Annotated in this window: 11 protein-coding genes and 1 tRNA gene; 6 read left to right on the forward strand and 6 right to left on the reverse strand. The window is 68.0% G+C overall.

The window, feature by feature from the left end:
- The 6 genes from guaA to Q0996_RS03655 all read right to left on the reverse strand — a co-directional run.
- The coding region (gene guaA / locus Q0996_RS03630) for a glutamine-hydrolyzing GMP synthase (protein ID WP_299616096.1) at positions 1-1,413 on the reverse strand (1,413 nt) is incomplete at its 3' end.
- Between the two features lie 72 nt (positions 1,414-1,485).
- Positions 1,486-2,028, reverse strand: coding sequence for a GNAT family N-acetyltransferase (locus tag Q0996_RS03635; RefSeq protein ID WP_299616098.1), 543 nt, complete (start codon positions 2,026-2,028; stop codon positions 1,486-1,488).
- Positions 2,025-3,332, reverse strand: a complete 1,308-nt coding sequence (locus tag Q0996_RS03640) for an RsmB/NOP family class I SAM-dependent RNA methyltransferase (protein ID WP_299616100.1) — start codon at positions 3,330-3,332, stop codon at positions 2,025-2,027. The genes Q0996_RS03635 and Q0996_RS03640 overlap by 4 nt, the downstream gene beginning before the upstream one ends.
- A gap of 58 nt (positions 3,333-3,390) precedes the next feature.
- Complete coding sequence (guaB, locus tag Q0996_RS03645; RefSeq protein WP_299616102.1) at positions 3,391-4,854, reverse strand: IMP dehydrogenase; 1,464 nt, start codon at positions 4,852-4,854, stop codon at positions 3,391-3,393.
- Between the two features lie 139 nt (positions 4,855-4,993).
- Positions 4,994-5,653 carry an RlmE family RNA methyltransferase gene (locus Q0996_RS03650; protein WP_299616144.1) on the reverse strand — a complete coding sequence of 220 codons (660 nt, stop codon included), beginning with the start codon at positions 5,651-5,653 and terminating at the stop codon, positions 4,994-4,996.
- 114 nt (positions 5,654-5,767) lie between these two features.
- Positions 5,768-6,889: a Ppx/GppA phosphatase family protein gene (locus tag Q0996_RS03655; RefSeq protein ID WP_299616104.1), complete on the reverse strand. Its 1,122-nt coding sequence runs from the start codon at positions 6,887-6,889 to the stop codon at positions 5,768-5,770.
- Between the two features lie 219 nt (positions 6,890-7,108).
- Between Q0996_RS03655 and Q0996_RS03660 the strand changes: the two genes are divergently transcribed.
- The 6 genes from Q0996_RS03660 (at position 7,109) to Q0996_RS03685 (ending at position 14,353) form a co-directional block, all read left to right on the forward strand.
- Positions 7,109-7,182, forward strand: a tRNA-Gln gene (locus tag Q0996_RS03660).
- A gap of 258 nt (positions 7,183-7,440) precedes the next feature.
- Positions 7,441-8,571: a non-hydrolyzing UDP-N-acetylglucosamine 2-epimerase gene (gene wecB, locus Q0996_RS03665; protein WP_299616106.1), complete on the forward strand. Its 1,131-nt coding sequence runs from the start codon at positions 7,441-7,443 to the stop codon at positions 8,569-8,571.
- A complete protein-coding gene (locus Q0996_RS03670; protein ID WP_299616108.1) occupies positions 8,568-10,271 on the forward strand; it encodes a glycosyltransferase in 1,704 nt (567 codons plus the stop codon). The genes wecB and Q0996_RS03670 overlap by 4 nt, the downstream gene beginning before the upstream one ends.
- Positions 10,261-11,604: an NAD(P)/FAD-dependent oxidoreductase gene (locus Q0996_RS03675; RefSeq protein ID WP_299616110.1), complete on the forward strand. Its 1,344-nt coding sequence runs from the start codon at positions 10,261-10,263 to the stop codon at positions 11,602-11,604. Before Q0996_RS03670 ends, Q0996_RS03675 begins: the two co-directional genes overlap by 11 nt.
- Complete coding sequence (locus Q0996_RS03680) at positions 11,601-12,593, forward strand: polysaccharide deacetylase family protein (protein ID WP_299616112.1); 993 nt, start codon at positions 11,601-11,603, stop codon at positions 12,591-12,593. The genes Q0996_RS03675 and Q0996_RS03680 overlap by 4 nt, the downstream gene beginning before the upstream one ends.
- The gene (locus Q0996_RS03685) at positions 12,590-14,353 is read left to right on the forward strand and encodes a hypothetical protein (protein WP_299616114.1); all 1,764 of its coding nucleotides are present in this window, start codon (positions 12,590-12,592) and stop codon (positions 14,351-14,353) included. Before Q0996_RS03680 ends, Q0996_RS03685 begins: the two co-directional genes overlap by 4 nt.
- Positions 14,354-14,372: the final 19 nt, after the last annotated feature.

Here is a 14,372-nt window from a genome sequence, read left to right on the forward strand (position 1 = left end):
CATGCCGTCGGTGGAGGTGACGGCGCGCAGGGCGCAGACGTAGTCGTAGGAGCGGGCGTCGCCCATCACGCCGACGGTCTTCACCGGCAGCAGCACGGCGAAAGCCTGCCAGATGGCATCGTAAAGGCCTGCCTTGCGGATGGCGTCGAGATAGACCGCATCGGCGCGGCGCAGGATGTCCGCCTGCTCGCGGGTGACGGGGCCGGGGATGCGTATCGCCAGGCCGGGCCCGGGAAAGGGATGGCGGCCGACCAGCCGCTCCGGCAGGCCCAGTTCGCGCCCCAGCGCCCGCACCTCGTCCTTGAACAGCTCGCGCAGGGGCTCCACCAGTTGCATGTTCATGCGCTCCGGCAGGCCGCCGACGTTGTGGTGGGACTTGATGGTGACGCTGGGCCCGCCGGTGAAGGAGACCGACTCGATCACGTCGGGATAGAGCGTCCCCTGGGCCAGGAAGTCGGCGCCGCCCATCTCGTGCGCCTCTTCCTCGAAGATGTCGATGAAGGTGCCACCGATGATCTTGCGCTTGCGCTCCGGGTCGGCAACGCCTTCCAGCTTGCCGAGGAAAACCGCGCTGGCGTCGCGGTGCACCAGCGGGATGTTGTAGTGGTCGCGGAAGACCTCCACCACCTCCTCCGCCTCGCCCAGGCGCAGGAGCCCGTGGTCGACGAAGATGCAGACGAGTTGCTCGCCGATGGCCTCGTGGATCAGCACCGCCGCGACGGAGGAGTCGACGCCGCCGGAGAGGCCGCAGACGACGCGGCCGTCCCCGACCTGTTTGCGGATCGCGGCGATGGCCTGCTCGCGGAAGGCCGCCATGGTCCAGTCGCCGGAGCAGCCGCAGATGGCGTGGGTGAAGTTGGCCAGCAGCTTCGCGCCGTCCGGCGTGTGCGCCACCTCCGGGTGGAACTGCACGCCGTAGATGGCGCGGGCCTCATCGGCGACCACGGCGAAGGGCGCCCCCTCGGAGGTGCCGTAAACCCGGAAGCCGTCCGGCAGGTGCACCACGCGGTCGCCGTGGCTCATCCAGACCTGGTGCCGTTCGCCCGGCGCCCAGACCCCGTCGGTGAGGCGGCAGCCCTCGCGCATTTCCACGAAGGCCTTGCCGAACTCCTGGTGGTCCGAGCCTTCCACCTCGCCGCCCAACTGGGCGCAGAGCGTCTGCTGGCCGTAGCAGATGCCGAGGACCGGGACCCCCAGATCGAAGGCTTCCTGCGGCGCTCGCGGGGTGTCCTGGCCGGTCACCGAGGCCGGCCCGCCGGAGAGAATGACCCCCTTGGGCGCGAAGTCCGCGATGCGCCGCGGGTCGCTGTTGAACGGCAGGATCTCGCAGTAGACGCCGCTCTCCCGCACCCGGCGCGCGATGAGCTGGGTGACCTGGGATCCGAAATCGAGAATGAGAATACGATCAGTCATGCATCACTGTTCCATGTCTTGTCATCCGGCCCTGTGCATCAGGCGGGCCGTCCCCGGGATGAAGGGGCTCCATCAGCCGTCCCCCTGGCTCTTCCATGTCTCCAGATCGTCCCAGCCGTAGGCCAGTTCCTCCAGGTCGGCCCCGGCAAACTTCTCCAGCCGCTCGCCGACGCGCTGGCCGCCCATGGCCTCGTAGAAAAAGCGCGAGGGGTTCTCCGCGAGCACCCAGACGAAGGCCGCCTCGTGCCCCTCCCCCGCGAGGCCGCCGAAGGCGGTGGAGAGCAGGCGGCGCCCCAGCCCCTGGCCCTGCCAATCCACCGTCACATAGAGCGCAAAGACCTCGCCGCTGTAAGCCAGCGCCTTGCTGCGCGCCGGGCCGAAGCAGACGAAGCCGACGATCTCCTCGTCGATTTCGGCAACCACCAGGTCGTTGCTTTTGGTCGCCTGGGCCGCGGCACGGTGCCACTGGGCCGAGGAGCGGGCGACGGTCATGCGCGCCAGATAGTCGCTGGGCACCAGCCCGGCATAGGTGCTCTGCCAGGTCTCGACGTGCACCCTGGCGATGCCATCGGCATCGCGCGTCAGGGCCGGACGAAGGATGGCAAGCTCGGTCATGCCGCCTCCTGGCGGTCGAAGATCGCAACGAAGAACCCGTCGGTGCCGTGGCGGGCAGGGGTCAGGCTCAAGCAGGGTTCATCGCTTGGGCAGGGAACGTCAAGGACTTGCGGCCAGACTTGCGGCACCGGGCAGAGCGCGAACGGCGAGTGCCCCTCTAGGAAGGCATCCACCTGGTCCTGGTTTTCCTCCGGCAGCAGGGAACAGGTGACGTAGATCAGCCGTCCGCCGGGGCGCACCAGGGCCGCGGCCTTGGAGAGGATCTCGCGCTGCAGGTCCAGGAACGCTGCCAGGCGGTCCCGGGTCAGCCGCCAGCGCGCATCGGGCTGGCGCCGCCAGGCCCCGCTGCCCGAACAGGGCGCATCGACGAGAACCCGGTCGAACCCCTCGGCCAGATCGTCCGCCCGGGCGAGGTCGCCGATGGTCCGGCGTTCGATGAAGTCGGCGCCGGCGCGGCGAAAGCGCGCGGCGGCGCGGTCCAGCCGCCCCTGGTCTCGGTCGCTGGCCAGCAGCCGGCCCCGTCCCGCCATGGCGGCGGCAAGTGCCAGGGCCTTGCCGCCGCCCCCGGCGCAGACGTCGGCGACCGCCATGCCGGGGCAGACCTCGCAGAGCAGCGCCGCGATCTGGGAGCCCTCGTCCTGAATCTCGACCAGGCCCTCGGTGAAGGCCCGGCCGGTCTGCACCGCCCGCCGGCCGACGACCCGAAGGCCCAGGGGCGAGAGCGGCGTGGGCACCGACTCGATTCCCTCCGCCGCCAGCGCCACCATGGCCTGGTCGCGCTCGGCCTTCAGGGCGTTGCAGCGCAGATCGAGCGGTGCCTCCTCCTGCAGGGCCGCGAGATCGGACGCGTCTTCTTCCCCGAAGGCCCGGGCAAAGCTCGGCATCAGCCAGTCCGGCACCTCCAGGCGCACGGATGCCGGCTGCTCCGCCGTGGTCAGGGGCTGACCGGACAGCCGGTCCAGCAGCGCTTTCTCGGAGTCTTCCAGCGGCTCAGGCCCATAAGGCTCGCTGCCGCAGAGCCCGGCCAGCGACTCCGCCGTTTCGCCGCCGGACAGCAGCAGAAAGGCGAAGACGTCGATTCGGCTTGAGGGCGCTCCACCGCCCAGCCGGTCCAGCCACCAGCCAAGACGGGCCCGGTGCCGCAACACGCCGAACACCAGTGCGGCGATGGCTTTGCGGTCCTTCGAGCCGATGTAGCGGCGTTTGCGGAAATAGCCAGAGGCCTGCTGCTCGGCGGGGCGGTCCGTCCCCCCGATCTCCGCCAGAACATCGATCGCCGCCTGAATCCGGGCCGCCGTCTTCATCGCGAATCCGGACGCAGGTCCAGCCCGGCGGCAGTCCGGAATGGCAGGGACCCTGCGATCACATTCCGTTGCGGTAGTTGGGCGCTTCGCGGGTGACCGTCACGTCATGCACATGGCTTTCCCGCAGGCCCGCGTTGGTGATGCGCAGGAAGCGTGCGTTGCGCCGCAGGTCCGCCATGGTGGCGCTGCCGGTATAGCCCATGGCCGCCTTCAACCCGCCGACAAGCTGGTGAATGACGGCCCCCACGGGGCCCTTGTAAGGAACGCGCCCCTCGACTCCCTCGGGCACCAGCTTCAGGTGGTCGGCCACTTCCTGCTGGAAGTAGCGGTCGGCGGAGCCCCGGGCCATGGCGCCCACCGAGCCCATGCCGCGGTAGGACTTGTAGGACCGCCCCTGGTATAGGAAGACCTCGCCGGGGCTCTCCTCGGTGCCGGCGAAGAGGGAGCCGATCATCGCTGCCGAAGCGCCGGCAGCCACGGCCTTGGCCAGGTCGCCGGAGAACTTGATGCCACCGTCGGCGATCACCGGCACGTCGCTCTTCTGGCAGACCTCGACCGTGTCCAGCAGCGCCGTGAGCTGCGGCACACCGACCCCGGCCACCATGCGCGTGGTGCAGATGGACCCCGGTCCAATGCCGACCTTGATGGCATCGGCGCCGGCGTCCACCAGGGCCTTGGCGCCCTCGGCGGTCGCCACGTTCCCGGCGACCACCTGGGCCGAGTTCGAGAGGCGCTTGATCGCGCCGATGGAATCGATGACGCCGCGGGAGTGGCCGTGCGCCGTGTCGACCACGATCACGTCGACCTCCGCGTCCAACAGGGCCTCCGCCCGGGCCAGGCCGTCGCGGCCGACGCCAGTGGCCGCAGCCACGCGCAGGCGTTCCTGGTCGTCCTTGCAGGCATTGGGGAAGGCCTGGGCCTTCTCCATGTCCTTCACCGTGATCAGGCCGATGCAGCGGTAGGCCTCGTCCACCACCAGCAGCTTTTCGATGCGGTGCTGGTGCAGCAGGCGCCGCGCCTCCTCCTTGCTCACCTCTTCCTGGACCGTGACCAGGTTGTCCTTGGTCATCAGGGCGGAGACGGGCTCTTCCGGATTCTCGGCAAAGCGCACGTCGCGGTTGGTCAGCACACCGGCCAGCCGCTTGGTCTTGTGCTCCACAACGGGGATGCCGGAGATGCGGTGGCTTTCCATCAGCGCCAGGGCATTGGCCAGCGGCTCGTCGGGATGGATGGTCACCGGGTTCACCACCATGCCGCTTTCGAACTTCTTGACCCGGAGAACCTCGGCGGCCTGCTGCTCGATGTCCAGGTTCTTGTGGACCACGCCGATGCCGCCGGCCTGGGCCAGCGCGATGGCCAGGCGCCCTTCGGTCACCGTGTCCATGGCCGAGGACAGGAGGGGGATGCCCAGCTCGATGGAGCGGGTCAGCTTCGTGCGGGTGTCTGTCTGGCTTGGAAGGATCGCGGATTCCGCCGGCTCGAGAAGAACGTCGTCGAAAGTAAGAGCCTGACGGATTTCCATGCCGATCCCCTTGGCGGTGATTGGCGCCGCATCATACACGCGCGCCCCGCATTGCCAAGCGGATTGCCGCGCAGGGCTGGGGTGCGGCCTGAACATGGCAAAGGACCGCCCAAAACCGCTCGATTCGCGTCATGAATTTCTAGGGCGAGGGCTCCGGGTCTCCGCGGAATCCGGTGGCGACCAGGTACATCTCCGCCGAGTCGCTGCGGCTGGCCGCCGGCTTGGCATGGTTGACCCTGGCGAAGTCCCGCTTGAGCTGGGCCAGCAGTTCGCGCTCCGTCCCGCCCTGCAGCACCTTCGCCACGAAGGCCCCGCCGGGGGCCAGGACCTCCCGGGCGAAGAGGTAAGCCGCCTCCACCAGGGCCATGACCCTGAGGTGATCGGTCTTGGCATGCCCGGTTGCCGAGGCGGCCATGTCGGAGAGCACCAGATCCGCCGCGCCGCCCAAGCCCGCCTTCAGCCGGTCGGGCGCATCATCGTCGAGGAAGTCGCCGACCAGAAGATGAGCGCCGGGGACCGGCTCCACCTCCAAGAGGTCGATGCCCACGACATGGGCGGCGCGCCCGCAGCGCTCCACCACCACCTGCAGCCAACCGCCGGGCGCGCAGCCCAGGTCGACGACCCGGGCGCCGCTCTTCAGAAATCGGAAGCGGTCGTCGAGCTGGGCGAGCTTGAACGCGGCCCGGGAGCGGTAGCCGCGTTTGCGCGCCTCGGCCACGTAGGGGTCGTTCAGTTGACGCTCCAGCCAGCGCGCCGAGGAGGCGGAGCGCCGTTTGGCCGTCTTGACCCGGACCTTCAGGTTGCGCCCGGAAAGCCCGCGTCCGCCGGCGCCGGACGACGGCCCGCCGCGCGAACCGCCCTTCCTGCGTCCGCGGGATCCGCCCCCGCTCGGCCGCGCCAAGTCTAGCTGACCTTAGAGGCCACGGGGCGTCGCCGGCCCGCGTGGCGCGCCGGTGCCGTGGATCATGGTGTAGAGCATGCCTTCGCGCAGGCCCCGGTCGGCAACCCGCAGGCGCTCGGCAGGCCAGAGCCGGCAGAGCGCGGTCAGGATGGCACAGCCGGCCACCACCAGATCGGCGCGCTCCACGCCGATGCAGCCGTGTCCCGCCCGCTCGCCGTAGCTCATATCGGCGATGCGGCTGCAGATCCGATGAACCGTGTCCATATCCAGATAGCTGCCGTCGACGGAGGAGCGGTCATAGCGCGGAAGGTCAAGGTGGACCCCGGCCAGGGTGGTCACCGTGCCGGAGGTTCCCAGCATCTGGACCTTGGCGTCGGCGACGGCGGCCCGGACGTCGTGCAGGCGGACGAAGTCGGCCATCGCCTCCTCCATGACCGCAACCATGGCATCGTAGTCGCCGGGCGACAGCTCGACGCCGCCAAAGCGCTCGGCGAGGGAGATCACCCCCACCGGCACCGAGGCCCAGGCCACAAGCTTCAGGTCCTCGCCCGTCAGGCCGCGCCCTGCGCCGTTGCGCCTGGGACCTCGCGGGTCCGGGCGCTCGGCGCGCAGCCAGCAGATCTCGGTGCTGCCGCCGCCGATATCGAACAGCAGGATATCCGGCACCTCGGGATCGATCAGCGGCGCACAGCCGCAGATGGCCAGCCGTGCCTCCTCGTCCTGGGAGATGATCTCCAGATCGATGCCCGTCTCCTGGCGGACCTGGGTCAGGAAGCTCTGGCAGTTGTCGGCCCGCCGGCAGGCCTCGGTGGCCACCGCCCGCACCTCCGTCGCGCCGCGGCGGCGGATCTTCGAGGCGCAGACCTTGAGCGCGTCCAGGGTTCGCTGCATGGCCTGATCGGAGAGCTTGCCGGAAGCCGAAAGCCCCTCCCCCAGCCTGACAATGCGCGAGAAGGCATCGATGACCCGAAACCCGTCGCGCCACGGCCGGGCGACGAGAAGGCGGCAGTTGTTGGTGCCGAGATCGAGGGCCGCGTAGACGCAGCGGGCGGGCCTGGACGACGGCCCGTAATCATAGGCCTCGTTCCGCCGGATCCCCTCGGTCCGGCGCCGTCCGTTGCCGAAGGCTGACACCGAAAAACTGCTCCTGTTCTCTCCGGCCGGGCATTGGCCGCCGGCCGTTGGCCCGCGATGATAGCGTGAAGCGGTCCCCCGATGCCAGGGCTGCGCCGAAAGCCCGCCCCCGGGCCCGCGCCCAGGCACTCATGCAAGCCATCGAAATCGGTTGAAATGGCCCCCCTGGACGGACTATGAAGGGCATCCGCGCGCTCACCGGCGCGCGGCCCGGTCGCTTGGGGGATAGTTTAGCGGTAGAACTCTCGGCTCTGACCCGAGCAGCCCTGGTTCGAATCCAGGTCCCCCAGCCAAGCGCTACCCTTGCCAATTCGCTCCCGAACCTCATGCCCGCGAACTTGTGGGCCGCCGCCCGTTCTACTTTTGTTCGGTTCTGTACACGGGCTGTTTGTTAATCAATCTCACTTATGAATGAACCCGGATTTCACTTAGTATTGAGCCGGGTGTGGCATTAATTGGACGTGGGCAACGGGTGCGTGTGTTTCCCAGCGTCGGGCGTTGGGCTCAAGGGGTCAATGACCAAGGCATTTCCCGCAGGTAGCGGCAGACTCATGTTTGTCGTCGGCACAAGGCCTGAGTTGATCAAGGTCGCACCGGTGGTGCGTCACCTGAAGGGCCTTGAGGGGATTCGCGTCACCATTGTCTCCACCACCCAGCAGGCCGATTTGATGCCGGCCTTTCATGGACTGCTCGATGCCGAGATCGACTATCAGCTTGGCGCGATGTCCGCCGGGCAGTCGATCAACGCATTGCTGTCCAGGACCCTCGCCGCCTTGGACCCGGTGATCGCCGAAGTCTCGCCGGCCTTGATCGTGGTGCAGGGCGATACCACCAGCGCCCTTGCCGGCGCGCTGGCCGGCCAGATGCGCGCGGTCCCCGTCGCCCATATCGAGGCGGGGCTGCGCACCGGCGACCCCAACAGCCCCTTCCCGGAGGAGATGAACCGGCGGCTCATCTCCCAGTTGGCCTCTCTCCATTGCGCACCGACGGCGCAGAACCGCGCCACATTGCTGGCCGAGGGAATCGCAGCGGAGCGCGTGCTGGTGACCGGAAACCCGGTCGTCGCCTCGCTGCACGGCGTCCTGGAGGAGCCTTCGGCCTGCCCCAAACTCAAGGGCCTGCTGAAGGCCCTGGAGGGCCTCAAGCCCATCGTCCTGACGACCCACCGACGGGAGAGCTTCGGCGCCACCCTGGACCGGAACCTCCAGACCCTCCGGGGCTTCGTCGCGGACAACCCGGACACCGCCCTGGTCGTGCCGGTCCACCCCAACCCGACCGTCAAGGCGGCTATCGAGCGGGTCCTCTCCGAATGCGAACGGGTGTTCCTGATCGAGCCGCTCGACTATGCCGCCTTCCTCGGCCTGCTTCAGGCGGCGTGGTTGATCGTCTCGGATTCCGGCGGCGTGCAGGAAGAGGTGGCCAGTCTCGGCAAACCCCTGCTGGTCCTGCGCGGCAAGACCGAACGCCCGGAAGCCATCGAGATCGGTGTCGCAAAGATGGCGGGGGAATGGCCCGGTCAGCTCAAGGAACTGTTGGACGATCGCGATGCCCTCAGCCGCTGGATCGACTCCGTCGAGGTGGTCGCGAACCCCTTCGGCGACCTGGAGAGCCCGGCGCGCATCGCCGCGGCCTTCGCGGACTTCCTCTCCAAGCAGGTGGACCGGGCGAGTCTGGTGCCGTGAGCAGCGACGGGACATCCGGCCGCAAACACATTCTCACCATCGTGGTCGAGGACTACTTCCAGGTCGGCGCCTTCAGTCATCTCATTCCCAGCGGATACTGGGGCCGCTTCGAGACCAACCTGAAGCGCAACACCGAAAGCGCCCTGGAGCTTCTGGAGGAGACCGGAAGCCGGGCCACCTTCTTCAGTTGCGGCTGGATCGCGGACAATCATCCACAGATCCTGCGCCACATCGTCGAAAGCGGGCACGAGATCGCCTGTCAGGGCTACTTTCACAACCGCATCAAGGAACTCACGCCCAAGGAGTTCGCCAAGGATGTGCGCCGCTCGCGCCAGGCATTGGAGGATGCCACCGGCCAGGCCATCGAGGGCTTCAGGATCGGCCGCGGCTGGATCGGCCCCCGCGACTACTGGGCGCTGGACACCCTGGCCGAGGCCGGCTTTGCCTACGATGCCAGCCTGCGGGCCATGGCCGGCGACCCGGGGCGCAGCGTGGTCCACCGCCACAGCGGACCGGCGGGCAGCCTCCAGGAAATCCCGACGACGGGTCTCCCGGTTTTCGGACTGCCGCTGCTGCTGGCCGGCGGAAACTACCTGCGGCAGCTCCCCGACTGGCTGCTGCGTCCGCGCATCGAGCGCCTGGCCGCGACCGGGGACGACCCCCTGGTTCTCTACTTCCACAGTTGGGAACTGGAACCCGACCAGCCACGGATTGCCGCCGCGAGCCTGCTCCAGCGGATCCGTCACTACCGCAATCTCGAGGCCATGCCGGCAAAGATCCGCTACTACCTGGAGCGCTACGACTTCACCACCATCGCCGACAGTCTGGGCCTCGAACTCTCCGCCGCCAGGCAGCGGCCACGCGCGGAAGTGCCGGCGGTTGCCGAGGCCCTGGTTCCCGAGAGCCGGCGCAGCGCGGGCAAGATCCCGCTGACACTGGTGATCCCCTGCTACAACGAGGCCGACACCCTCCCTTACCTCGAAAAGACCCTGCAGCGCTTCGCCGACAAGGGCGCGGCCCTGTTCGATCTCCACTACGTCCTGGTCGACGACGGCAGCGACGATGAAACCTGGGCGCTGCTGCAGAAGCTCTTCGGCCAGCGCGAGCGTTTCAAGCTCATCCGCCACGACGCGAACATGGGCATCGCCGCCGCACTGATCACCGGCTTCCGGCAGGTTCAGACCGCCTATCTTGCGGCCCTCGACGCCGACTGTACCTTCGCACCGGACCAGCTCTTCGAGATGATGTCTCTCATGGCCGACGACGTCGACGTGGTCGCGGCTTCCCCGGCGCACGAGCAGGGGGTCATGCGGGCCGTGCCGGCCTGGCGGTCCTTTCTGTCCCGGGGCTCGGCCTTCATGTACCGCTGCGTGCTGCGCCACAAGCTGACCAGCTACACGAGCTGCTTCCGGCTCTACCGGCGGCGCGCGATCGACGACATGACGGTGTGCGATCCCGGCTTCTGCGGCGTGACCGAGATCCTCGGACGCATGGATCTGGCCGGTTGCCGGATCGTCGAGTACCCTGCCGTCCTCGAGACGCGACTGCTGGGCCAATCCAAGATCAAGATCGTTCGCACCATCATCGGGCATCTGCGCCTGGCGTTCCGGCTGGCGAAGCTGCGATGGCTGGGCCGGCCCATGCCGGAGCCGGTGACGGTCAAGCTGCGCTCCTCCTATGCCGACAACGATGGCAAGTAGGCAGTCGCTGCACTGGGGAATCGTCGGGGGAGGCATGCTCGGCCTCACCCTTGCCTATCGGCTGAGTCAGGCCGGGCAGAAGGTCACCGTCCTGGAGGCCGCGCCGGTCCTCGGCGGCCTGGCCTCGGCCTGGCAACTCGGCGAGGTGGTCTGGGACCGCTACTACCACGTGACCCTGCTCTCCGACGCCAAACTCCGCGCCCTGCTGCGGGAGCTGGGCCTGGAAGACGAGATCCGTTGGGCGGTGACCCGGACCAACTTCTTCACCGGCCGGTCGATGCATCCCCTGAACAACGCGCTCGACTTCTTTCGCCTGCCGGTGCTCGGCCCGCTGGACAAGGTAAGACTGGCGGCAACCATCGTTTACGGATCGCGCATCGAAGACGGCCGCGCGCTGGAAGCGATGAGCGCCGAGGCCTGGCTGACCCGCCTCTCCGGCCGCGCCACCTACCGGAACCTCTGGCGGCCCCTGCTGCGCTCGAAGCTGGGGAGCAACCACGAGAAGGCCTCGGCCGCCTACATCTGGTCGGTGATCCGGCGCTTCTACGCGGCGCGGCGCGGTGGCCTGAAGACCGAGATGTTCGGCTATGTGCCGGGCGGCTATCACCGTATTCTCTCGGTCCTTGCCGAGACGCTGCGCGGCGCCGGCGTCACCCTGGAGGCGGGCATGCCGGTAACATCGATCGCCGCTTCGGGAACGGGCCTCACGGTCGCCGCGGGAGGGAAGACCCGCACATTCGACCGGGTGGTCAACACCTGTGCCGCCCCCATTGCCACAAGGGTCTGCGAGGGCCTCAGCGATGCCGAGAGGGAACGGCACGACGCCATCGTCTATCAGGGGATCGTCTGCGCCTCGCTGCTTCTGGACCGCCCCCTGGGCAACGCCTACCTGACCTACATCACCGATGAGACCATTCCCTTCACCTCTGTCATCGAGATGTCCTCGCTGATCGACCGCGCCCTCATCGGCGGCATGCATCTGGTCTATCTGCCGAAATACGTACCGCTGGACGATCCGCTACTCGACGCCGGCGACGATGCGGTCGAGGCCGCGTTCCTGCCGGCGCTGCAGCGTATGTTCCCCGACCTCCGCCGTGACCAGATCAAGGCCTTCAAAGTCACCCGGACGCGCCATGTGCTGGCGCTCTCCACCCTCAACTACAGCGACCGCCTGCCGCCCATGGCCACCTCGGTCCCCGGCCTCTCCATCGTCAACTCGGCGCAAATCGTGAATGCCTCCCTCAGCGTCAACGAAAGCGTCGCTCTGGCCAACGAGGCGGCGGCCATGCTGCTGGCCGGCGAAGGCATGGCTGCGGACCGCCACGCCGCATGACGGAACCGGTGGCACAGAGAGGCAGCGGCCCGGCGGCCACCCTGTCGCTCGATCTCGACAATCTCTGGTGCTACCAGCGCAGCTTCGGCATCGAGGCTTGGCGGGACTACCCCTCCTTCCTGGATCTCGCCGTGCCGAGGATCCTCGAAGTCCTGGACCGGCTCGATCTCCGGCTGACCGTCTTCATCATCGGGCGGGATGCGGCCCAGCCGGCCAACCGGGCCCTCATGGCCGAATGGACCAAGCGGGGCCACGAGCCCGGCAACCACTCCTACGACCATGAACTGAGCCTGCACCGCTGGCCGCGCGAACGGATCGCCGACGAGGTTCGGCGCGCCGGTGATGTCATCGCGGAGGCGACGGGGAAGACGCCAAGAGGCTTCCGCGGCCCGGCCTTCGGTCTGTCTCCCGCGTTGCTCGAAGCCCTCACCGACCTGGGCTATGCCTACGATGCATCCAGCTTTCCCAGCAGTCTGGGCGCGTTGGCGAGGCTGTACCACCGGCGCCAGGCCGCGAAGGCCGGCGGCCGCGCGGAGATCCAGGATGATCTCTACGGAAACCTGCGGGACAGCAGGCAGCCGCTGCGCCCCTATCGCTGGTCTCTCGGCAACGGCAGCCTTGTCGAAACGCCCGTCACCACGCTGCCGCTGCTGCGCCTGCCCTTTCAGGGCACCTATCTGAACTACCTTGCCGACCGTTCACCTGGCTTGGCGAGCGGGTACTTCAACGCCGCCCTTTCCCTCTGCCGCCTGCGGCGTGTGCCGCCGTCGTTCCTGCTGCACGCCACCGACTTCCTCGGCAGTGACGACTCTGCCGCGCTCGCCTGTCTGCCGGGCATGCGGCGCTCCGGCGCAGAGAAGACCGCATTCATGACCGAACGCCTCGGGGCTCTGAAGCGACGCTTCGATGTGCTGCCGATCGGGGCCTTCGTCGACCGGCTGGAAGCGCACCATGACCTGCCCCAACTCTCCCCGGCTCTCAGCGCATGACTGAAGGTCCTTCCGCCCAGGCAGACCAGGCCTTACGCGGACCGGCGGGCTGGGCCGCCGCTCTCGCCCGAGGCGATGGGCGCACGACCGGTCTGTGCTTCGCGCTGCTGACCGGATTCTATCTGCTCACCGCGGCCGGCAACGTCAGCGAGACCGACGACGTCTACGCCTTCGCCTACCGTGCCGAGAACTTCCCGGTGGACTATCTGTCAGACCCCCGGCTGATGCTCTACCACATCGCCATGCGGCTGCTGTTCCTGGGCGTCTCCGCTCTGGGCCTGGACCTCTCGGCACTGACGCTGATGCGCTGCGTTTCCGCCCTCTGTGCCGCCGGATCGCTGGTGCTCATGGTCCGCATCGTCGGCGGCGATCTGAAGCTCTCGCCGGCAACCGCCGGCCTCGCCGCGGTCATTCTGGGCGTCAGCTACGGGTTCTGGCGCTATGCCGCTGAGGCGGAAGTCTACGTCCCGGCGATCTTCTGCATCCTCCTGGTGCTCCATGGACTGATGACACACACACGGGACAGGCAGCAGGCCGCCTGGAGCGACGGCCTGTTGCCTGTAGCGGGCTGGGGCGGTCTGGCGGGACTCACCGTGCTGCTCTACCAGCCCAGCGTCATCCCCCTGTTCTTCGCCTTTCCCCTGCTGCTGCTCTATCGCAGCAGGGTCCCGCAACTCGCGGGTTATCTGGTCGTCGGCGGTGCGGTGGTCGCAGGCGGCTATCTGATCGGTTTTCTGGCCTACTGGCCCGATCCGCTGAGCGCCTCGGCCTTCAGCGCTTTTCTCGCGCAGCGCGCCGGGGAATTCATGGTCCCGAGCCTTTCGCTCAGAACGGTCGTCGTCTCCATGATCCGCTCCGCCTTTGCCCTGGCTCACGACCTGGCTTCGGCTAACTGGATCTTCGCCTTCGATCCGGTGGTCGCGTTGATTCAGCGCGCTTTCTCCAACAACATCATCACCGAGGAGGTCTTCCTGGCCAAACGGGCGGGCGCCCTGGTCTATTTCCCTTTCGTGACCCTGACGGCCCTCGGCGTCCTCGCGCTGTGGATCCTGCGGGCCCTCTGGCGCCCCTCCTTCGCCTTTTTCAGGCAACGCCCCTTTCTCGTGCTCCTCGTTTGGCTCCTGGTGAACGGTGCGGTCATCGGCCGGCTCAATCCGGCGGGTCTGGAGGCCTGGATCATGGTCTTTCCGCCGCTGATCCTGATCTTCGCCGCCCTGGTGATCGAACCCTGCCTCAGGATCGGCCGTGGCCGCCTGATCGCGACCTTCGTCGGCGCGCTATTTCTTCACAATGCGGTCGGCGGCATGGCCCTGGTCTACGACCCGGCCAACGAGTACGACCGCCAGAGGGGCGCCTGGGTGATCGCCGAGGCCGAGCCCGAGGATCTGGTGATCGTCGTCAGCAACGCGGGGCTTGGAGAAACCCTGCGCTATCTGTCGCCGGCAAGGGTCGCCATGATTGCCGTCTTCCAGCCGCCGGACGTCTCCGTCAGCCTGCTGGAAAACGATCTGAACGGCCTCTTCACCAAGACCAGGGGTCGCGACTTCGACGGCGATTTCCTGCGCGACCTGATCCGCGAGACCTGGGACTCCGGCGGGCGCCTGATCCTGTTCGACCACTTCTTCGAACTGCCGGAACCGCTCAGACGAGTCCATCGGCCGGAGCACGATGCCCTCGACGACCTGAAAGACAGGCTGGTGCGGGTCTACGCGGCGCCCGACGTCGGCGCGACCTATGTGCTGGCGGCGCCGATCCGGTGAGCCGGCGCGCATTGCCCCA

Source organism: Pelagibius sp. (assembly GCF_028289705.1).
Classification (GTDB): Bacteria; Pseudomonadota; Alphaproteobacteria; order Kiloniellales; family Kiloniellaceae; genus Pelagibius.

What these genes read in the sequence shown, in the direction of transcription:
- Q0996_RS03635 (WP_299616098.1), bottom strand. Translation starts at nt 2,028, where the DNA reads ATGACCGAGCTTGCCATCCTTCGTCCGGCCCTGACGCGCGATGCCGAT.
- Q0996_RS03640 (WP_299616100.1), bottom strand. Translation starts at nt 3,332, where the DNA reads ATGAAGACGGCGGCCCGGATTCAGGCGGCGATCGATGTTCTGGCGGAG.
- guaB (WP_299616102.1), bottom strand. Translation starts at nt 4,854, where the DNA reads ATGGAAATCCGTCAGGCTCTTACTTTCGACGACGTTCTTCTCGAGCCG.
- Q0996_RS03675 (WP_299616110.1), top strand. Translation starts at nt 10,261, where the DNA reads ATGGCAAGTAGGCAGTCGCTGCACTGGGGAATCGTCGGGGGAGGCATG.
- Q0996_RS03680 (WP_299616112.1), top strand. Translation starts at nt 11,601, where the DNA reads ATGACGGAACCGGTGGCACAGAGAGGCAGCGGCCCGGCGGCCACCCTG.
- wecB (WP_299616106.1), top strand. Translation starts at nt 7,441, where the DNA reads ATGTTTGTCGTCGGCACAAGGCCTGAGTTGATCAAGGTCGCACCGGTG.
- Q0996_RS03685 (WP_299616114.1), top strand. Translation starts at nt 12,590, where the DNA reads ATGACTGAAGGTCCTTCCGCCCAGGCAGACCAGGCCTTACGCGGACCG.